Raw genomic sequence first — 20787 nt, forward strand, 5'->3', positions numbered from 1 at the left:
GGATGTTCAGCCTTCCCCATCGCTCGCCACGGGACCTGCCGTTTGTCACCGATCACACCGCGCTGTTGCTGGTGGACATGCAGCGTGCCTGGCTCGAGCCGCAGTTCGACCCGCACCTCGAAGGCCCGGACGCCGCTTACTTCCTCCATCGCACACGCTCGCGGGTGGTGCCCAATCAGGTGCGCCTGCTCAACGCCTTCCGCGATGCACGGCAGAACGTACTGCACACCCTGATCGAAAGCCTGACCGCCGATGGTCGTGACCGCTCGCTGGATCACAAACTGTCGGACATGCACCTGCCCAAGGGCAGCCCGCAGGCACAGGTCATCGCTGAACTGACTCCGACAGAAAATGAAATCGTGCTGCCCAAGACCTCTTCCGGGGTCTTCAACTCGACCAACATCGACTACGTGCTGCGCAATCTGCAAACCCGTCACCTGATCATCGCCGGCATCGTCACCGACCAGTGCGTGGACATGGCCGTGCGCGACGCCGCCGACCGGGGCTATCTGGTGACGCTGGTGGCGGACGCCTGCGCGACCTACACCGAAGCACGCCATGACGCCTGCCTGAACGCGATCAAGGGCTACTGCTGGATCACCGACACCGACACCGTGCTCGTTCGTCTGCGGGAGATGACGCCATGAGCGAGCGCCTGTCGCCACTGCCGATGACCACCATCGTCACCACCGATCTGATCGGCATCACCCGTGGCCGCTCGTTTCCCAGCGATGAACTGGAACACTATCAGGCGGCCGGTTGCGGCTGGGTGCCGGCCAACAGCGCACTGACCCCGCAGGACATCATTGCCTCGACCAACCCATGGGGCGCTTACGGCGATCTGCGGCTGATTCCCGACCTGGCCAGCCGCGTCACCGTCGGCAACGGCCCGGACGCCGCCGCCCCGGCGCTGGATTTCATCCACGGCGACATCCGCGAGACCGACGGACGCCCGTGGGGCGCCTGCCCGCGCACCCTGCTGAGCGATGAGGTCGAGCGTTATCGCGATCAGCTCGGCTTGCAGGTCAACGCCGCGTTCGAACACGAATTCAACCTGCACGCCGGCTTCGCCGAACACCTGGCCTTTTCGCTGGAGTCCCAGCGCCAGGGCGCGGAGTTCGGCGGCTGGCTGCTCAGCGCCCTGCGCGCCGGCGGTGTCGAGCCGGAAATGTTCCTGCCCGAATACGGCAAGCATCAATACGAAATCACCTGCCGCCCGACCCTCGGCGTGGCGGCGGCGGATCGTGCAGTGAACGTGCGCGAGATCACTCGCGAGATCGCCCGGCAAATGGGCCTTGACCTGAGCTTCGCGCCCAAGACCGCCGCCGATGCGGTGTGCAACGGTGTACACCTGCACGTCAGCCTGCTGGACCTCGCGGGCCAGCCGATGCTCTATGACGCCGGCACCAGCAACGGCCTGTCGACCCTCGGCCAGCACTGGGCGGCAGGCGTGCTGCATTATTTGCCGGCGCTGTGTGCGTTCACTGCGCCGACGCCGGTGTCCTACGAGCGCTTGCAGCCGCACCACTGGAGCGCGTCCTACGCCTGCCTGGGCCAGCAGAACCGCGAAGCGGCGCTGCGCATCTGCCCGACCGTGAGCCTGGGCAACAAACCCGTCGCCAGGCAATACAACCTGGAGTTCCGCGCCATGGACGCCACCGCCTCGCCGCACCTGGCGATGGCCGCGCTGCTGATCGCCGGGCGTCTGGGCATCGAACAGCGTCTGGCGCTGAACGCGATCACCGATGAAATCCCCGATTCACTCAACCAGGAACAACGGGCGGCCCGGGGCATCGTTGCCCTGCCCGCCTCACTGGCTCAGGCGCTGGATTGCCTGCGTCACAGCGAAGCGCTGACGGCAGCGCTGCCGGCACCGTTGCTCGACACCTATTTCGCCCTTAAAACCGAGGAACTGGCGCTGACGGAACAGCTCTCGCCCGCTGACCTGTGTGAGCACTATGCACGCCTGTACTGAATCCACCGAGCTTGGGTTGTACACCCGACCGGTCTACAACCTGATCCGCGAAGATTCGACGCACCCGCTGATTCTGGTGTGCGAGCACGCCAGCCGCTACATCCCCGACGCCCTGAACAACCTGGGTCTGGATGACGCGGCGGCGCGTGAACACATCGCCTGGGACATCGGTGCGCTGGAGCTGGCCGAGCGACTGTCGGAAGAGATCGGCGCCACGCTGCTGAGCGCCAACTATTCCCGGTTGCTGATCGATCTCAACCGGCCCCGCCATGCCCCGGACAGCATTCCGGCGCAGAGCGAGATCTATCAGGTGCCCGGCAATCGCGAGCTCGACGAAGCCACCCGCGAATACCGACGTCAGTGCCTGTTCAAGCCATTCCATACACGGCTGCAACAGTTGATCGACGAACGTCTGGCCCAGGGTCGGTCGGTGCGGGTGGTCGGAATTCACAGTTTCACCCCGGTTTACTACGGCCAGCCGCGTGAACTGGAAGCCGGTGTGCTGTTCGGCCAGGCAAAGGCCTATGCCCAGCGACTGCTCGACGGGCTCGGTCACCATCCGCTGAAAGTGGCCGGCAACCAGCCGTACAGGATCGACCCGCTGGGCGACATGACCGTGCCTGTGCACGGCGATGCCCGGGGCCTCGACTCGGTATTGATCGAAGTGCGCAACGACCTGCTGCGCAGCCCGGACGCGGTTTCCCGCTGGGCAAAATATCTGGCTCCACTGCTTTGAACATGGCTGTAAAAACTGCTGACGCTGTAAACGACGGACCGACATAACAACTAAAACGAACGATTGGCTGACAAGGAGTTGCGCTTCATGGAAATAGAAGAGTTCGGCTACAAACAGGAGTTGAAACGTAGCCTGACGCTGACCGACCTGGTGGTGTACGGGATGATCTTCATGATCCCCATCGCCCCGTTCGGCGTGTATGGCTACGTCAACGCCGAGGCACCGGGAATGGTGCCGCTGGCGTACATCATCGGCATGGTGGCGATGATCTTCACCGCGCTGAGCTACGGCAGCATGGCCCGGGCCTTTCCGATTGCCGGCTCGGTCTATTCCTACGCGCAACGCGGCCTGAACCAGCACGTCGGCTTCATCGCCGGCTGGCTGATGCTGCTCGACTACCTGTTGATTCCGCCGCTGCTTTACGTCTATGCGGCGATGGCGCTCAACCATTTGTACCCGGACATCCCGAAAGTCGGCTTCATTCTCGCGTTCCTGGTCAGCGCGACCTTCGTCAACCTGCGCGGCATCACCTTCACCGCGCGCATGAACATCCTGTTCCTGCTGGCGCAGCTGGTTGTTCTGGGGATCTTCCTGTTCTACGCCTGGAACGCTCTGCACAACGGTGGCGGCAACGGCCAGTTGACCCTGGCGCCGCTGTATCACCCGCAAACCTTCAACTTCGCCCTGCTGATGCAAGCAGTGTCGATTGCGGTGCTGTCGTTCCTCGGTTTCGATGCGATCTCCACACTGGCCGAAGAGATCAAGGGCGATCCGGGCCGCAGTGTCGGCAAAGCGGCGCTGATCACTCTGATGGTGATGGGCGCGATTTTCGTCGTGCAGACCTGGATCGCCACCGATCTGGCAGCGGGCATGGGCTTCAAGTCCGCCGACACCGCGTTCTATGAAATCGCCGAAATCGCCGCCGGCAGCTGGCTGGCGACCCTGACAGGCGTCGCCACGGCCCTGGCCTGGGGCGTCGCGGTGGCGATCACTTCGCAAGCCGCCGTCTCGCGCCTGCTGTTCGGCATGGCCCGTGACGGCAAGCTGCCGAAAGTGCTGGCCCGGGTGCATCCAAAACACAACACGCCGTACCTGAGCATCTATCTGGTGGCCGTGCTGTCGCTGGTGATCTGCTACCTGTTCATCAATTCGGTGGACACGCTGACTTCGCTGGTCAACTTCGGCGCCCTGAGCGGCTTCATGCTGCTGCACCTGACCGTGATCAATTACTACTGGCGCCGGCAGAAGTCCGGCCAGGTGATCCGTCACCTGATCTGCCCGGTGATCGGCTTCGGCATCGTCGCGGCCATCATGTACAACATGGGTGTCGATGCGCAGAAACTCGGCCTGATCTGGATCACCCTGGGTCTGGTGTACCTGTTCTTCCTGAACAGGCTCGGCGCCAGTACCGCGCTGCCCGACCCGAGCAATGGCTGACAAGAAAAAGGGCGGCGTCTGACAAGAATTCAGGCGACCGCCGCTTTAACGCGTGGAAACCGACAGTGATAGTCAGGTTCGGCGAATGTGCCGAACCTTTTGATACAGGAGTGCATCCATGCTGGTCTTACGCCCAGTCGAGCCTACCGACCTGCCTCAATTGCAACAACTGGCCCGGGACAGCCTGGTGGGTGTCACGTCCCTGCCGGACGACCGCGAACACCTGGGCGGGAAAATCGCCGCGTCCTGCGCGTCGTTCGAGAGCAACGCCTCGGCCCAGGGCCCGGAGAATTATTTTTTCGTACTGGAAGACCAGGACCACCAGCGTCTGGTGGGCTGCTCGGAGATCCTCGCCACGGCCGGCTTCAACGAACCGTTCTACAGCCTGCGCAATCGCCACTTCACCAGTGCTTCGCGGGAACTGCACATCGAACACGGCGTGCCGGCACTGTCGCTGTGCCACGACCTGAGCGGCCACACGCTGCTGCGCGGTTTTCACATCGACGCAGCGCTGGTACGCACGCCGTACTCGGAACTGCTGTCGCGGGCGCGCCTGATGTTCATCGCCGCCCATGCGCCACGTTTCGCCGAAGCGGTGATCACCGAGATCGTCGGTTACAGCGACGAACAGGGGCAGTCGCCGTTCTGGGATGCGCTGGGCAAACACTTCTTCGACCTGCCCTACGTCGAGGCCGAACGCCTGTGCGGCTTGCAGAGCCGTACATTTCTCGCCGAACTGATGCCGCAATACCCGATCTACGTGCCGATGCTGCCGCCAGCGGCGCAGGCGTGCATCGGCCGGGTGCATCCTGACGGCCAGGAAGCCTTCGATATCCTCGAACGGGAAGGTTTTGAAACCAACAGCTACATCGACCTGTTCGATGCCGGTCCGACCCTGTACGCACGCACCGGCAATATCCGTTCGATTGCCGACAGTCGGGTCGCCACGGTCCGGGAGGAACCCCGGATCGACGCACGTGGTCGCTATCTGGTGAGTAACGATGCGCTGCATGGATACAGAGCAACGGTCGCCGAGCTGGATTACCAGCCCGACCAGCCCCTGGCGCTGACGCCGGCGATGTGTGCCGCGCTGAAGGTCAGCCATGGCGGCAATGTTCGGGTGGTCGCCCTGTGAACCGCGCCGGTATTTCACGACAGTGCCCGAGCAGGCGCGCAAAAGGAGTTGCAGCATGATTGTCCGTCCGGTCCAAGTCAGCGACCTGCCCGCCCTGATGACGCTGGTGCAGCAGGCCGGGCCCGGGTTCACCACCCTGCCGGCCAATGAAGATCGCCTGTCGCATCGGGTACGCTGGGCCCAACGCGCCTTCGCCGAACAGGTCGAGCGCGCCGATGCCGATTACCTGTTCGTGCTTGAAGACGATGAGCACCGGGTGGTCGGGGTCAGTGCCCTGACCGGCGCCGTGGGCCTGCGCGAGCCCTGGTACAACTACCGGGTCGGACTGACTGTCAGCTCGGCACCGGACCTTGGCATTCAGCGACAGATTCCGACGCTGTTCCTCAACAATGAACTGACCGGCCAATCGGAACTGTGTTCGCTGTTTCTGCGCCACGACCAGCGCCACGGCAGCAACGGCCGTCTGCTGTCATTGGGGCGTTTGCTGTTCGTCGCCGAATTCCCGCATCTGTTCGGCGAGAAGATGATTGCCGAACTGCGCGGAAGTGCCGACGAGCAAGGCTGCTCGCCGTTCTGGGACAGCCTGGGCCGGCACTTCTTCCAGATGGACTTCAGCCACGCCGACCATTTGTCCGGATTGGGCAACAAGTCGTTCATCGCCGAACTGATGCCGCGCCAGCCGCTGTACACCTGCCTGCTCACCGAACAGGCCCAGGCGGTAATCGGTCAGGCTCACCCGAACACCGAACCGGCACTGAAGATCCTTCAGGCCGAAGGTTTTGCCCATAAGGGTTATATCGATATCTTCGACGGCGGCCCGGTCATCGAGGCGCCGATCCACAACATCCGCACCGTGCGCGACAGCCTGGAACTGAGCCTGAGCATCGGCACGCCGGACGACCAGGCGCCGCTGTGGCTGATCCACAACCGGCGTCTGGAAAACTGCCGCATCACCGTGGCGCCGGGGCGTCGGGTCGGCGGCAGTCTGGTGGTCGACCGCCTCACCGCCAAGCGCCTGCAATTGCAGCCGGGCAACTCGGTGCGGGCGGTGCCGTTGCCCAATCAACAACAGCAGGCGGTGGCGGCCTGAGCGCCCCAGCCTGCGGCAAGCAAGCCTGAACAGGTTTTTCCTGGTTAACGTCCTCGTTAATTCGTCATGATCCTTGACCCATTGGCGTGATAGCCTTTTCACCTTCGGCGTTGACACCTTTGCTCAAGCCTTTCCATTCCTTTGTATTGGTGGAACTCGTATGACCAGGCTTTCTCATCAAGATTTGCGCCGTAACTTCCGTCAGCTGCTGGCCTCCGACACCTGCTATCACACCGCCTCGGTGTTCGATCCGATGTCCGCCCGCATCGCCGCTGACCTGGGTTTTGAAGTCGGGATTCTCGGCGGCTCGGTCGCCTCGTTGCAGGTGCTGGGCGCTCCGGACTTTGCCCTGATCACCCTCAGCGAATTCGCCGAACAGGCCACCCGCATCGGCCGCGTCGCCCAATTGCCGGTAATCGCCGACGCCGACCATGGCTACGGCAACGCGCTGAACGTGATGCGCACCATCGTCGAACTGGAGCGCGCCGGCGTCGCCGCCCTGACCATCGAAGACACCTTGCTGCCGGCCCAGTTCGGCCGCAAATCCACCGACCTGATCACCGTCGCCGAAGGCGTCGGCAAGATCCGCGCCGCACTGGAAGCACGGGTCGATTCGGAAATGGCAATCATCGCCCGGACCAATGCCGGCATCCTGCCCAACCAGGAAATCATCAGCCGCACCAAGCATTACCAGGCCGCAGGCGCCGATGGCATCTGCATGGTCGGTATCCAGGACTTCGACCAGCTCGAGCAAATTGCCGAACACCTGACCGTCCCGCTGATGCTCGTCACTTACGGCAACCCGGCACTGCACGACGACAAACGTCTGGCCGAACTGGGTGTGCGTGTGACCATCGATGGCCACGGTGCTTACTTCGCGGCGATCAAGGCCACCTACGACAGCCTGCGCGAACAACGGCAGATCTTCACTCAGGCCTCGGACCTGAGCGCCACCGAACTGACCCACACCTACACCCAGCCTGAGGAATACATCCTCTGGGCCAAGGAATACATGAGCGTCAAAGAGTAACCCCGCACCACGCGACAAAGAGGCAGAGCGGCCCGACGCCATCACGAGTCCACTCGCATGGCGCCCGCCGCGAAACCGCTACACCGCTGCCTTGTAACCCGCCTCCCGCTGCAATGCCCGCGCCTGAATCACGTTCAGAATGGCGCAGCCCTCTCGCATCAGCAGATGCACTGCGCTGGTCATGCGCGTCAGATCACAATCGGAAATGCCCTTTAGGTCGAGACTGGAAAAGGTGTCTGCCAGATCGCGCACGACCACAAAACGGTGCATCGCACACGCGGCCATATCGCTGAGTTCTTTTTGGGTATTGATGAAGAGCACCGGGGATTCGGCGTCGTAGGTGTCGATGGGGAGATAGCGGGGGATTACTTGTTCTGACATTGGTGTGACTCCAGGTGAGACAACCACCGTTCGCGGCCAAGCGAATAAAGGTGGCAGCTGTGAGCGGGTTGGCCGACCAGATACCTGAAAGATCCGGCACACCCTAAGGTGTCCCGCGCACAGCCGCCATAAAACGTTGCCCAGAAACTGCTCTGAGAGATGGCGCTGTTACGTTTCAGGTTACCGACCGACCAAGATCGTTCGCGGAGTTTTCCGCGAGCCCAGACTATAGGGGTCGGCACCGAAACGCGACAACAGGGTACGTTGTAGGAAAGGTCTTGGAAAGTTGTGCGCCGCTCACGTCTTCTTCACTTCCTACAAATGCCCCCTCACCCTAGCCCTCTCCCAAAGGGAGAGGGAACCGATTGGGGGATATTGGTGAGATACACCGACGTGGAAGATTTGCGCTGAATCCGTAATCGACTGGGTGCTTCAGGTCGATGTATTGCGCAAGACACCTCGGTCGGCTCCCTCTCCCCCTGGGAGAGGGCTGGGGTGAGGGGAAAACCTGACACCCCGCCGAGTCCACTGCTCACCGCCCCTTCGCCAACTCCATCATCATCCGCGCCAACAGATATATCCGCGGCGCCACGCTTTCCACCTCGGCATATTCCTCCGGCGTGTGAATGTTGCCGCCAACAATCCCGAACCCGTCCAGCGTCGGCGTCCCCACCCCGGCCGACAGGCTCGCATCCGCCGCCCCACCGCTGCCTTCTTCAGTCAACTTGCGGCCGATCTCGCCGTAGATCCCTTGGGCCATCGCCATCAAACGATCCGACTCCGCCGTCTGCGGCATCGGCGGCAGGCCGCGTTGCAGTGTAGTCTTCACTTCAGTCTCGGGGATCAACTTGTCCTGCGACACCCGCGCCAGATCCTTCTCGATCCGGTCGAATTCTTCCGGCACCGCTGCCCGCACGTCAGCCTTGGCCGTGGCCTGATCCGGGATCACGTTGGTGCGGTCGCCCGCCTTGAGCACGGTGAAGTTGATGGTGGTTTTCTTCGCTTCGTCGCCGAGCTTGCCCAGTTGCAGGATCTGGTGCGCCGCCTCCATCGCAGCATTGCGCCCCAGTTCCGGTGCGACGCCGGCGTGAGCAGCCTTGCCCTTCACTTCGACCAGCGCGGTGGCGCTGCCCTTGCGCCACACCACCAGGCCATCCGCCGGGCGACCCGGTTCGAGGTTGAGCGTCACGTCGTGCAGTCTGGCGGTTTTCTTGATCAGGTCGGTGGCGACGTCCGAACCGGTTTCCTCGCTGGCGTCGAGCAGGAATGTGATTTGCGCGTAGTCCTTGAAGTCGAGGTTCTTGAGGATTTTCAGCGCATAGATGCCGGCGACGATGCCGCCCTTGTCGTCCATCACCCCTGGCCCGTAGGCGCGGCCGTCCTTGATGTGAAACGGTCGCTCGGCGGCGGAGCCTTCCTTGAACACGGTGTCCATGTGCGCGATCAGCAGGATCTTTGCCTTGCCGGTGCCTTTGAACGTGGCGAGTACGTGGTGGGTCTTTTCCGGCGTGTTGGGTACGAGCTCGATGGTGGCTCCAAGCTTTTTCAGCTCGTCGATGGCGATTTCGCTGACGTGCCTGAGGCCGTTTTCATCGCCGGAACCGGAATCGATGTTGACCAGCCGCTCCAGCAGCTTCAGGGCTTGCGGCTTGTACTGTTCGGCGTCGGCGAGCATCTGCTTGTGCGGTTCGGCGAAAGCCCCGGCGGCTGCCAAAGAGAGAGTCAGGCCGAGGCCGGCGGCGAGCAGAGAACGAGGGAAATTGAACGTCATGAATCAATCCTTGTTTCGTGTCGGGTACTGAACCGTACCTGACATCGCCCCGGGGCTCCATACCGGATGCGACCCCCATCCTGTCCAGAGCGAAGCCGGATCCGCACCATTTCCAGCACACGTCAGGCAAATGGTTGGCTATACATGAAAGGAAGAAAACGGAAAAAAGACTCCAAGAAGGAACCCCATGCAGAGCTATCAAGTGTTGATCATCGGCAGCGGCTTTGGTGGCCAGTGTGCGGCGGTCAACCTGCTCAAGGCCGGCATCGACGATTTTCGCCTGCTGGAACGGCGGGACTTTTTCGGCGGCACCTGGTGCCAGAACACTTACCCCGGCGCGGCGGTGGACGTGCCGTCGCCCCTGTATTCGCTGTCGTTCGCGCCCTTCCCGTGGACACAGATGTTCGCCGGACAGGCCGAGCTGCATCGCTACACCGAACAGGTGATCGAGCGCTTCGGTCTGCGCGACCGGGTGGAACTGCAAGCCAATGTCGAACATATCGAATGGGACGACGGCGCAAAGCGCTGGGCCGTATACACCGGCACCAAAGGCACCTACTACGCGCAGTTCCTGATCAATGCCACCGGACCGTTGAGTCAGCCGGTCGTCCCGCACTTCCCCGGTCAGGATCGCTTTCAGGGCAAGACCTTTCATACAAACCATTGGGATCACAGCTACGACTATCGCGGTAAACGGGTGGCCATCGTCGGCAGCGGCGCCAGTGCGGTGCAAGTGATTCCGACGATTGCAGCGGATGTTGCGCATTTGCACGTTTTTCAGCGAACACCCCACTGGGTGCTGCCACGCCCCGACCGAAAGTTCGGACGTTTCCAGCGCTGGCTGCTGGGGCTGAAACCGGCCTGGAAGCTGTTGCGCTGGATGATCTACTGGCAGTTCGAAACCCGGATCATCGCCTTCAAGTATTCGAAGCCGGCGATTCACATGGTGCAGAACCAGGCGCTGAAATTTCTCAAACGCCAGGTTGCCGATCCCGAACTGCAGCGAAAACTCACACCGGACTTCACCATCGGCTGCAAAAGGGTGTTGCTCTCCAACACTTATTACCCGGCGCTGACCCGCGCCAATGTCACGCTGCACAGTCGCGACCAGGCCATCGTCGCCCTCGACGAAACCGGCATCACCACCACGGATGGCCAGCACATTGATGTCGACCTGATCATCTGGTCGACCGGTTATGACGCCACCGATGGCGTGATTTCCTACCCGGTCAGCGGAAAAAACGGCATTAAACTGCGCGACGTCTGGGCGCAGTATCCCCGCGCCTATCTCGGCACCAGCCTGCCGGACTTTCCCAACCTGTTCATCGTCACCGGGCCGAACACCGGCATCGGTCACACCTCGGCACTGTTCATCATCGAATCGCAGATGAACTACATCCTCGACTGCATCCGCACCGTTCAAGCCAAGGGACTGCGCAGCATCGAAGTTCGCCACGAAGCAGAACGTACCTACACTCAGATGATTCACCGGGAGATGGAGCGCACGGTCTGGAAAACCGGCGGCTGCCACAGTTGGTATCAAAGCAGGAGCGGTCATGTGATCGCGATGTTCCCCGGCTTCAGTTTCAGCTTTTACCGGTTGACCCGTGGGCTGAAACCGGCCGACCACATTCTGTCTTGAACAAGGAAGACCTCCGATGCTCTTGCTGTTTGTCGCCCTCGCGGTTTTCGTGGCCTGGAGCTGGTTGAGCTACCCGGCGGTCGGCCACTGGCTCTACGATCTGAGCACGGCCCTGGAGGCCAGACTCTATCGCTTGCACAAGATCGAAGTGCCGATCACCGAAATGACCGTCTCGACCTGGCAAGGCGGCCCCTATGAAGCGTCCAGCAGCATTCTGATGCTGCACGGCTTCAGCGCCGAAAAGAACCTGTGGCTGCGCTTCGCCCGGCATTTTGTCGGGCAGTACCGAGTGATCATCCCGGACATCGCCGGCCACGGCGAAACCGGCTTCAAGGCCGGTGGCGGCTACGACATTCCGCTTCAGGCCAAGCGCATGATCCAGTTGCTCGATGTCTGCGGCGTCGAGAAAGTCCACGTGATCGGCAACTCCATGGGCGGCTATATCGCCGCCTGGCTGGCGGCGACCTACACGGACCGTATCGCTTCGGTGGCGCTGATCGACCCGGCAGGCGTCACTGCGCCCGAGGCCAGCGACATGGAGCGTCACCTGGCTCGTGGGCACAATCCGTTCCTGATCAATTCACGGGAAGAATTCCGACACTTCTATGCGATGACCATGGCCTCACCGCCATGGGTGCCTGGCCTGGTGCTGGACGCCATTGCCCAGCGCTACGAGCAACAACGGGACGAACTGGAAGAGATTTTCCGGGATTTCCGCGCCAGTCCGCCGATGGAACCCAGACTGGCCGACATCAAGTGTCCGGCGCTGCTGCTCTGGGGCCGCAAGGACCGGTTGATCGATGTCAGCAGCGTGCCGGTGTGGAGCAAAGGCATCACCAATCTGCGGGTGGATGTGTGGGACGGGGTCGGTCATATGCCGATGGTCGAACAGCCATCGAACACGGCGCGTTTGTATCGGGAGTTCCTCGGAGAACATTCGCGCACGGACAGGTAAACGATCAGTCGTTGGCAGAATGAAGTCCGTAGGATTCTTCGTTTGCCCGCGTGAGCGAAGGCTGCGATCTTTTCCTCCACCCTTTACGTGACCGTGCCAGGAATTTTTTTCATGACCGTGCAGCCGTTCGTCAGCCCCGACCTGATCCGCCAGCGCTTCTCCAAAGCGATGTCCGACATGTACCGCGAAGAGGTGCCTCTGTACGGCGCCCTGATGGAACTGGTGGAGCAGACCAACCGCGATGTACTCGCACGCGAACCGCAGCTCGCCAGTCAATTGCACAGCACCGGCGAAATCGAACGGCTGGACATGGAACGCCACGGGGCAATCCGCGTCGGCACCGCCACCGAGCTGGCCACCCTTGCCCGCCTGTTTGCGGTGATGGGCATGCAACCCGTGGGTTATTACGACTTGACGCCCGCCGGGGTGCCGGTGCATTCCACGGCATTCCGTGCGGTGCATGAAGCTGCGCTGCAGGTCAGCCCGTTCCGGGTGTTCACCTCATTGCTGCGGCTGGAATTGATCGAGGACCCCGAACTGCGAGCCTTCGCCCGGTCGGTGCTGGATCAGCGTTCGATCTTTACGTCAGAGGCGCTGCGCCTGATTGAACGGGCCGAATCCGTCGGCGGACTGAATGAATCCGAAGCCGGGGAATTCGTCCTGCAAGCGCTGGAGACTTTTCGCTGGCACCACAGCGCGACCGTCACCGCCGCGCAATACCAGACCCTTAGCGCCCAACATCGTCTGATTGCCGACGTCGTCGCGTTCAAGGGCCCGCACATCAACCACCTGACCCCGCGCACCCTGGACATCGACATTGTTCAGGCGCAGATGCCGCTGCATGGCATCACCCCGAAAGCGGTCATCGAAGGGCCACCTCGTCGGCAACATCCGATCCTCCTGCGCCAGACCAGTTTCAAGGCGCTGGACGAGCCGATCGCTTTCACCGACCAGACGCAGACCCGTGGCAGCCACAGCGCCCGCTTCGGCGAAATCGAACAACGGGGCGCAGCGCTGACACCCAAGGGTCGGGCGTTGTACGACCGCCTGCTGAATGCAGCACGAGATGAGCTGGGCGACTTTCCCAACGAAGCCAATGCCTCGCGCTACAACGCGCTGATGGCGCAGCACTTCAGCGAATTCCCGGACAGCCTCGATGGCATGCGCGAGCAGGAATTGGCGTATTTTCGCTATTTCGTGACGGACAAAGGGCTGGCGGCGGGTCGTCCTGCCCAGGTCTCGCTGGAAGAACTGCTGCGCGACGGGTATGTGAAAGCCGAACCGCTGGTGTACGAAGATTTCCTGCCTGTCAGTGCAGCGGGGATTTTTCAGTCAAACCTGGGCGATGCGGCGCAGGCGCACTATGGCGAACATTCCAACCGGCAGTCCTTCGAACAGGCCCTGGGACGCTCGACCATCGATGAGCTGGGGCTCTATGCCGAAACCCAGCGACGCTCGATCGAAGAATGCCTCGCTGCGTTGACTCGATAAGCGACGAAACGGCGCCTGGCCATACTGCGCAAGAAGTTGCGCAGTCGCCCGCAACAAATGGCCTCTCGAACCGCTGGAGGCCTTGCTTAACAAGGCCTCCAGCCAAGTGCGCAAGAAGTTGCGCAGCACTGCGCAACTTCTTGCGCACTTTTTGCCTGAAACAGCGTTCTTTTCATCGAAATCCGCCGACACCTCCCGCCCGCCCCTTGTTTTACGGGGCTTGCGAAAACCTGGCACGCTCCTTGATAACAGTCAGGCACCCACCGGGCGATTTCGCCTCCCGGGCACCCTAACTTTATCCGCAAGGAGCACCTCCCATGGCAACACCAGCGTACATGTCGGTTACCGGCGAAAAACAAGGCCTGATCACTGCCGGCGCTTTCACCGCCGACTCCGTTGGCAACACCTACCAGGAAGGTCACGAAGACCAGGTCATGGTTCAGGCGTTCAGCCACGACGTGATCATCCCGCGTGACCCACAGTCCGGTCAGCCAACCGGTCAGCGCGTTCACAAGCCAGTGATCATCACCAAGGTCTACGACAAGTCTTCGCCTCTGCTGCAAGCTGCCCTGACCTCCGGCGAGCGCATGAGCGAAATCGTCATCCAGTGGTACCGCACTTCGGCTCAAGGTACTCAAGAGCACTACTACACCACCAAACTGGAAGACGCGATCATCGTCGCCATCAACAACAAGATGCACAACTGCCAGGACCCATCGAACGCTCACTTCACCCACCTGGAAGAAGTGCAGTTCACCTACCGCAAAATCACCTGGACCCACGAAGTATCCGGTACTTCGGGTTCCGATGACTGGCGTGCTCCAGTCGTTTAATTACGGCTGACTGTTGCAAGCATCGGCCAGCTCTGCTGGTCGATGTTGTTTACGCCCCTCCAGAATTTCGCGTGCGTTGATCCGCTTGACGGTCATCGACGAACGCCGCTGTACAGCACGAGGAACAAGGGATGTTCGCGCCGGCCAATGAAACCCACTTTGCCCTGACCATCGAAGGGCTTTCCGTTGATTTCCAGGTGTATACCGTCACCGGTCGGGAAGCCGTCAGCCAGCCATTTGCCTTCGAGGTGGAGCTGGTCAGTGAGCAGCCGTCGCTGGACCTCGAAACCCTGCTGCACAAACCGGCCTTCCTGCAGCTGTCGCCCGACGGCAGCGGCATTCACGGCCTGATCTACCGCGCCGCGCAAGGCGACTCCGGCAAGCGCCTGACGCGCTATTCCGTGACCCTGCGCCCGCAACTTTCGTACCTGGCGCACCGGGTCAACCAGCGGATCTTCCAGAACCTCAGCGTGCCGAAGATCATCGGCATGGTCCTCGAAGACCACGGCATCCAGAGCAACGCCTACGCCTTCCAGACCGGCTCGATCTACCCCGATCGCCTCTACTGCGTGCAGTACGACGAATCGGACCTGCATTTCGTCCAGCGCCTGTGCGAAGAGGAAGGCATTCATTACCACTTCCAGCACAGCACCACGGCCCACAAGCTGGTGTTCGGCGATGACCAGACGGTGTTCCGCAAACTGGCGCCGGTGGCCTATCAGCAAGACTCCGGCATGGTCGCCAGCACCCCGGTGATCAAGCGCTTCGACCTGCGCCTGGAAACCCGCACCAGCCGAACCACCCGCCGCGACTATGACTTCGAAAAACCGCGCATCACCCTCGAAAGCGAAAACCGTGGCGATGCCCTGCCCGACCTCGAGGATTACGACTATCCGGGCCGCTTCGTCGACCGCGAGCGCGGCAAGCATCTGGCCAAACGCGCCCTCGAACGCCATCGCAGCGACTTCCAGCTCGCCGAGGGTCGCAGCGATCAGCCGTTGCTGGTCAGCGGCCATTTCCTTGCGCTGAAGGAACACCCGAAGGCCAAGTGGAACGATCTGTGGCTGCTCACCGAGGTCCTGCACGAAGGCAAGCAGCCGCAAGTGCTGGAAGAGTCGGTCACCAGTGACACCACGGCGCTGAAAGACGATTTCCATCAGGGCTATCGCAACCGCTTCCAGGCTACCCCATGGGACGTGCCTAACCGCCCGCCCCTGCGCCACCCGAAACCGCGCATCCTCGGCAGCCAGAGCGCCGTGGTCACCGGCCCGAAAGGCCAGGAAATCCATTGCGACGAATACGGTCGCGTGAAAGTCCAGTTTCATTGGGACCGCGAAGGCCAGGCCGACGACAAGACCAGTTGCTGGCTGCGCGTGTCTTCCGCCTGGGCCGGCGCCCAGTACGGCGGCATCGCCATCCCGCGCATCGGCATGGAAGTGCTGGTTACCTTCCTCGAAGGCGACCCCGACCAGCCTTTGATCAGCGGCTGCCTGTACCACAAGGAAAACACCGTCCCCTATGCCCTGCCGGCGAACAAGACCCGCACCACCTTCAAGACCCTGAGCTCCATGGGTGGCGGCGGCTTCAACGAACTGCGCATCGAAGACAAGAAAGGCCAGGAACAGATCTTCCTGCACGCCCAGCGCGACTGGGACGAGAACATCGAGCACGACCAGAAGATCCGCGTCGGCAACGAACGCCACGACATCGTGGAAAAGAACAGCTACACGGAATTCAAGGCCGAGGAACACCACACTGTCTACGAAGACCGCAAAGTCGAAGCCCGCGCCAACGACCACCTGACCGTGGGCGTAAACCAGCACATCAAGATCGGCACCGGCCAGTTCATCGATGCCGGCCAGGAAATCCACCTGAGCAGCGGCATGAAAGTCGTGCTGGAGGCCGGGGCTGAGCTGACGCTGGTCGGTGGCGGCAGCTTCATCAAGATCGATGGCGGCGGCGTGACCATGAGCGGGCCGGCGATCAACATCAACTCCGGCGGTGGCCCGGGCAGCGGCTCCGGCGCCGCCCCGCTGCTGCCCGGCGTGCTGAAACAGGCCGACGCCGACAAGGCAGGTGCCGTACTGACCCCGGCGCAAATCAATACGCTCAAACGCAACGCGCCGTTCTGTGAAGAATGCGAAAAATGCAAGGCAGGTGCCTGTGCCATCTAATCGACTGACACCCAAGGACTGGCTGGCACAACAGCCGCTGAAAAAAGACGAACGCCTGTACCTGATCGTCAGCGCCGCCAGCGATGCCGACGCACTCAAGAACCTCTACCAAAGCGAGCCCACCGTCCAGGCCATTCCCATCTGGGGCGGCACGCCCTACGCCACCTGGCAACCGGTGATGCCCTACGTCGCCGAACTCAAGGCCAACTCGGCCTTCCTGCCCTGGATCACCGAAACCGACGCCCTCGACTGGGGGTGGCTGGCCGTCTCCCGCTCCGAACCCAACGAAGTCTTCGAACACCTGCGCAGCCTGACTCAAGTGAAAATGCCGGACGGCACCGAGGTGTTTTTCCGCTTCTGGGACGGGCGGCATATCTATCCGATTCTTGAAGGGCTGGGTGAGACGGCCGGGGAAGTGCTGCCGGTGTTCGAGCGGTATCTGATCAATGGCAAAACGCTGGAAGTCGGGCCGAGGGTGGTGCCGAAGGTGAGGGATTGGCCGTGGTGGGAGGTGCCGAAGAAGCTGCTGGATCAGTTGGCGGAAGAAGACCGGACGACGCTGGTCGGCAACTTGATGCAATGGCTCGAAGAGGCACGCCCGGACCTCTACAGCGCGTGGCCCGAGAACAATCTGAAGTTGAAAATCACCCGTTTCGTGCGTCGGCCGGACACATCTGAAAACCGCAAAGAAAAACTGCTGGATCACCTGATTATGGAGCAAGGCTGATGATCGTGAAGGAACGCATTGCTTTCATTGACAAGCAACTTGACACCTTCAAGGACAGCTTGACGCTGTACCAGGAACAAACCAAAACCTGGTATGCGAGAGCTGCCGACAAGGCCAGTCGGGCCGCCGACCTGCCTTCCCTGCTGGGCATGGAGCGAGTGATCAAGGTCGGCAACACCAGCAAATCGGTGAGCATGACAGACGGCGACTTCACGTCGAACGTGGCCCGGTGCCCTTTGAAGGGACCGCTGCTGATCGAGAGCAAGTTTGAATCGGTTTATGACATTCCACTTGGCAATATCGAAGTTGAAATCGTTGCTGTGGAAGGTGGCGCAGTCAGCAAGGTCAAACTTGACGCCCAAGGCAAGGCAAGTTGGACAGGTGGCATTCCCGGCAAATTTTACAAAATCCGTGTTCACAACGAAGTGACGCCCGGCCAGATCGACACCCTTTTCAATTCCTACAAAGGCATCACGGCGGACCTTGAAGGCTTCCTGCGCAAAGAATGGGCCGGTTTCAAACCGCAATGGTCGAATCTGTCTGCATCCGGCATGGCGATGGCTGTTGGCAGCGGCATCCTTGAGGGCGGCTGGGAGGCTATCAAAGGGGTGTGGGATGGCATCAGTCTGGTTCTCGACATCCTTCAGAATCCGGGAAAATTTGCCAACGATTTGGGAGCGGGTACCCAGAAGCTGATTGATCTGGCTAAACAATCCCCGGACGTCATGAAAAAAGCGATGTTGCTGGCCAGCGACGAAGCCGCACTGTTCCTGATGGTACGCAGTGCCGTGATCTGGTTGGCAGGTTTGCCACCAACGAAACTGGCTGGTGAATCAGCAAAGATGACAACTGCGGCAGTCGTCGGCATCGCCATCGACATCGTGATTGGTATCGTGCTGACAATTGCTGCGGAAGGTACGGGCGTAATCTATCTCGCCGCACGCCTGAAAAAGTACGGGCAGATCATCATCAAGGCTGTCACTGGTTTTGTGGAGTCCGTATTCAAGATCATCAAGGGCTTCATGGAATACGTCGCCAAGTACACTGCCGTTGCGGCGCGTGGGGTTACGGCGAAGGTGAGAAATGGTGTTTCTGAACTGAGGTTTGATGGAAAGAGAAACGCGACGCTAGGTAGAGGAAAAGCGGGAGACGATGTATCCCGACAGGCAAAGTCGCCCGCAGAAAAAAGTGCCGAGCCTGCCTCGGAAACCTGCACCAACGGATGCCCGGTCTCGATGGTCACCGGCGAAGAGCTGCTGACGCTGACAGATGGCCAACTTGATGGCTTGCTGCCGTTTGAATGGACGCGCCTGTACAGAACCAGCGCCGTCGAAATCGACTGTGGCCTGGGGTACGGCTGGAGTCACGCCCTTGCCCACCGCATCGAAATCGTGGGCGATGAGGTCATCTGGACCGACCACGAAAACCGCTCAACACCGTTCCCGCTTCCAAGCGAGCAACGCCCGGCGATTACCAACAGTCTCTCGCGTGCAGCCATTTTCCTCGGCGATGACCCGTCCGAACTGGTACTAGCCCAAGCAGGCAAACGCCCATCGTTCTACCACTTCCGCTTCAACAGCAAAGGCGCAACCCTGATCGCCATCAGCGACAGCTATGGCAACCGCCTTCACATTACCCGGGACATACATGGCCGTATAAAACGCCTCGACAACGGCGCCAGTCGTTCGCTGCTTTTGCGCTACGACCGCAAACATATTGTGGCTGTCGACTATCAGCAGTTTCTTCCAGCGGACAATCTTGAGGATGCCTGGCACACCGTCCAGACACTGGTCACCTACACCTATGACGCGCAACACCGGTTGATTGAAGCAAAGAACGCCGCCGGGGAAGCCGAGCGTTATCGCTACAACGCTCAACACGTGATTCTGGAGCGGCAACTGGCCGGCGGCGCGAGCTTCTTCTGGGAGTGGGAGAACGAAGGCAAACTGGCTCGATGCATCCACCACTGGGCAAACTTCTCGCAGATGGACGCGCACTACGTCTGGGATGACAAAGGCAGCGTGACCGTTACCAACGCCGATGGCAGCGAAGAGGTTTACACCCACGACGATCAGGCGCGACTGATCAGCAAGATCGATCCGGATGGTGCCGAGCACCTCAAGGCCTATAACGACAAAGGCCAATTGATCGCGGAAAAGGATCCTCTCGGTGCCGTGACCGAATATCGGTACGACGATGATGGATTGATGACCGCTGTCATCCCTCCTGAAGATGAAGCCACCACGTACGAATACAGCAACGGATTCGTCAGCGATGTTCACCGTGGCAAAGCCAGCTGGAAGTATCAACGCAACAGACAGGGTGATGTCACTCAGCAAATCGACCCGGATGGAAATTCGACGTTCTATAGCTACGATCGTCAAGGACGTCTGCTGGAGATCCGTCACCCGGATGGCAGCCGCCACCAACTGGGCTGGAACAACCTTGGTCAATTGCTTGAGGAACGCCTGCCCGATGGCGGTCAACGCAAATATCGCTACGATGCTTTGGGTCGACAGATTACTCGGCAAGAAGAATCAGGTGCCATCACCCAATATCAGTGGGATACCGCTAACCGCCTCGCACAAATTATCTTGCCGGGCGGCGCAACGCGCGCGTTCACCTACAACGCCTACGGCAATGTCACTGCCGAACGCGACGAACTCGGCCGCGTCACCCGTTACGAATACGCCGATAAACTGCACCTTGTCAGCCGTCGCATCAACCCGGATGGCAGCCAGCTGCGTTACCGCTACGACAACTCGCGCCTGTTGCTGACCGAGATCGAAAACGAGCGCGGCGAGCATTACCACCTCGACTACTTCCCGAATGGCCTAATCCAACAGGAAACCGGCTTCGACGGTCGTCGCACCGCATACGAATACGACCTCAACGGCCAATTGCTGAAGAAAACCGAATTCGGTGAAGACGGTAGCGAGTTGGTAACTGAGTACCAACGCGACACCGCAGGCCGGTTGCTGGTAAAGACCCTTCCCGACGGCGAAGAAATTCACTACAGCTACGACGCCCTTGGCCGCCTGGTCAACGTCGACGACGGACACTGGCCGCTCGCCTACGAATACGACCTGCAAGATCGCCTCGTCACCGAACATCAGGGCTGGGGCACCTTGCGTTATGAGTACGACAGCGTCGGCCAGCTCAAGCACTGCCGCCTGCCCGATGGCAGCAAACTCGACTACCGCCACCAACCCGGCGGCATGCTCAGCGGCATCGATCTCAATGGCTCGCGCCTGACGTCCCACCAGTTCAGCGGTGGTCGCGAACAGCAACGCCAGCAAGGCCTGTTGCTCAGCCAGTATCAATATGACGAACAAGGCCGCTTGCAGGCCCACAGCGTCAGCCAACGCGACAAAAACCTGTTCCAGCGCCGCTACAACTACGACGCCAAC

Annotated in this window: 16 protein-coding genes; 14 read left to right on the forward strand and 2 right to left on the reverse strand. The window is 60.9% G+C overall.

Features of this window, described 5'->3' with window-relative positions:
* Positions 1-2 precede the first annotated feature (2 nt).
* The 7 genes from BBF94_RS18310 to BBF94_RS18340 all read left to right on the forward strand — a co-directional run bounded on the left by BBF94_RS18310 (position 3) and on the right by BBF94_RS18340 (position 7403).
* On the forward strand, positions 3-647 hold the full coding sequence (locus BBF94_RS18310) for an isochorismatase family cysteine hydrolase (protein WP_065260395.1): 645 nt from the start codon (positions 3-5) through the stop codon (positions 645-647).
* Positions 644-1975: a type I glutamate--ammonia ligase gene (locus BBF94_RS18315; protein ID WP_065260396.1), complete on the forward strand. Its 1332-nt coding sequence runs from the start codon at positions 644-646 to the stop codon at positions 1973-1975. The genes BBF94_RS18310 and BBF94_RS18315 overlap by 4 nt, the downstream gene beginning before the upstream one ends.
* A complete protein-coding gene (locus BBF94_RS18320; protein WP_065260397.1) occupies positions 1959-2711 on the forward strand; it encodes an N-formylglutamate amidohydrolase in 753 nt (250 codons plus the stop codon). Before BBF94_RS18315 ends, BBF94_RS18320 begins: the two co-directional genes overlap by 17 nt.
* 87 nt (positions 2712-2798) lie before the next feature.
* Positions 2799-4148, forward strand: coding sequence for an APC family permease (locus BBF94_RS18325; RefSeq protein WP_065260398.1), 1350 nt, complete (start codon positions 2799-2801; stop codon positions 4146-4148).
* A gap of 118 nt (positions 4149-4266) precedes the next feature.
* Entirely contained in the window at positions 4267-5283 is a 1017-nt protein-coding gene (locus tag BBF94_RS18330) for an arginine N-succinyltransferase (RefSeq protein ID WP_065260399.1), read from the forward strand.
* Positions 5284-5338: 55 nt separating this feature from the next.
* On the forward strand, positions 5339-6373 hold the full coding sequence (astA, locus tag BBF94_RS18335) for an arginine N-succinyltransferase (protein WP_065260400.1): 1035 nt from the start codon (positions 5339-5341) through the stop codon (positions 6371-6373).
* A gap of 160 nt (positions 6374-6533) precedes the next feature.
* On the forward strand, positions 6534-7403 hold the full coding sequence (locus BBF94_RS18340; protein ID WP_065260401.1) for an isocitrate lyase/PEP mutase family protein: 870 nt from the start codon (positions 6534-6536) through the stop codon (positions 7401-7403).
* 78 nt (positions 7404-7481) lie between these two features.
* On the opposite strand, the gene BBF94_RS18345 is transcribed toward BBF94_RS18340, so the two are convergent.
* On the reverse strand, positions 7482-7784 hold the full coding sequence (locus BBF94_RS18345) for a hypothetical protein (RefSeq protein WP_065260402.1): 303 nt from the start codon (positions 7782-7784) through the stop codon (positions 7482-7484).
* 532 nt (positions 7785-8316) lie between these two features.
* Complete coding sequence (locus tag BBF94_RS18350; RefSeq protein ID WP_065260403.1) at positions 8317-9555, reverse strand: M20/M25/M40 family metallo-hydrolase; 1239 nt, start codon at positions 9553-9555, stop codon at positions 8317-8319.
* Between the two features lie 187 nt (positions 9556-9742).
* Here BBF94_RS18350 and BBF94_RS18355 point away from each other — a divergent pair, with 187 nt between their 5' ends.
* The 7 genes from BBF94_RS18355 to BBF94_RS18385 all read left to right on the forward strand — a co-directional run.
* Entirely contained in the window at positions 9743-11197 is a 1455-nt protein-coding gene (locus BBF94_RS18355; protein WP_065260404.1) for a flavin-containing monooxygenase, read from the forward strand.
* 16 nt (positions 11198-11213) lie between these two features.
* Positions 11214-12152 (forward strand): alpha/beta fold hydrolase, encoded by a 939-nt coding sequence (locus BBF94_RS18360; protein ID WP_065260405.1) that lies wholly within the window; start codon positions 11214-11216, stop codon positions 12150-12152.
* 111 nt (positions 12153-12263) lie between these two features.
* Complete coding sequence (gene hglS / locus BBF94_RS18365; RefSeq protein WP_065260406.1) at positions 12264-13643, forward strand: 2-oxoadipate dioxygenase/decarboxylase HglS; 1380 nt, start codon at positions 12264-12266, stop codon at positions 13641-13643.
* A gap of 317 nt (positions 13644-13960) precedes the next feature.
* On the forward strand, positions 13961-14476 hold the full coding sequence (locus tag BBF94_RS18370; protein ID WP_065260407.1) for an Hcp family type VI secretion system effector: 516 nt from the start codon (positions 13961-13963) through the stop codon (positions 14474-14476).
* 131 nt (positions 14477-14607) lie between these two features.
* Positions 14608-16650, forward strand: coding sequence for a type VI secretion system Vgr family protein (tssI, locus tag BBF94_RS18375; RefSeq protein ID WP_065260408.1), 2043 nt, complete (start codon positions 14608-14610; stop codon positions 16648-16650).
* Positions 16640-17377 carry a DUF4123 domain-containing protein gene (locus tag BBF94_RS18380; protein WP_065260409.1) on the forward strand — a complete coding sequence of 246 codons (738 nt, stop codon included), beginning with the start codon at positions 16640-16642 and terminating at the stop codon, positions 17375-17377. Before tssI ends, BBF94_RS18380 begins: the two co-directional genes overlap by 11 nt.
* Positions 17377-20787 (forward strand): DUF6531 domain-containing protein (locus BBF94_RS18385; protein WP_065260410.1); only part of this gene is annotated, 3411 nt, incomplete at its 3' end. The genes BBF94_RS18380 and BBF94_RS18385, both read left to right, overlap by 1 nt.

The organism is Pseudomonas bananamidigenes (assembly GCF_001679645.1).
Taxonomy (GTDB): Bacteria; Pseudomonadota; Gammaproteobacteria; order Pseudomonadales; family Pseudomonadaceae; genus Aquipseudomonas; species Aquipseudomonas bananamidigenes.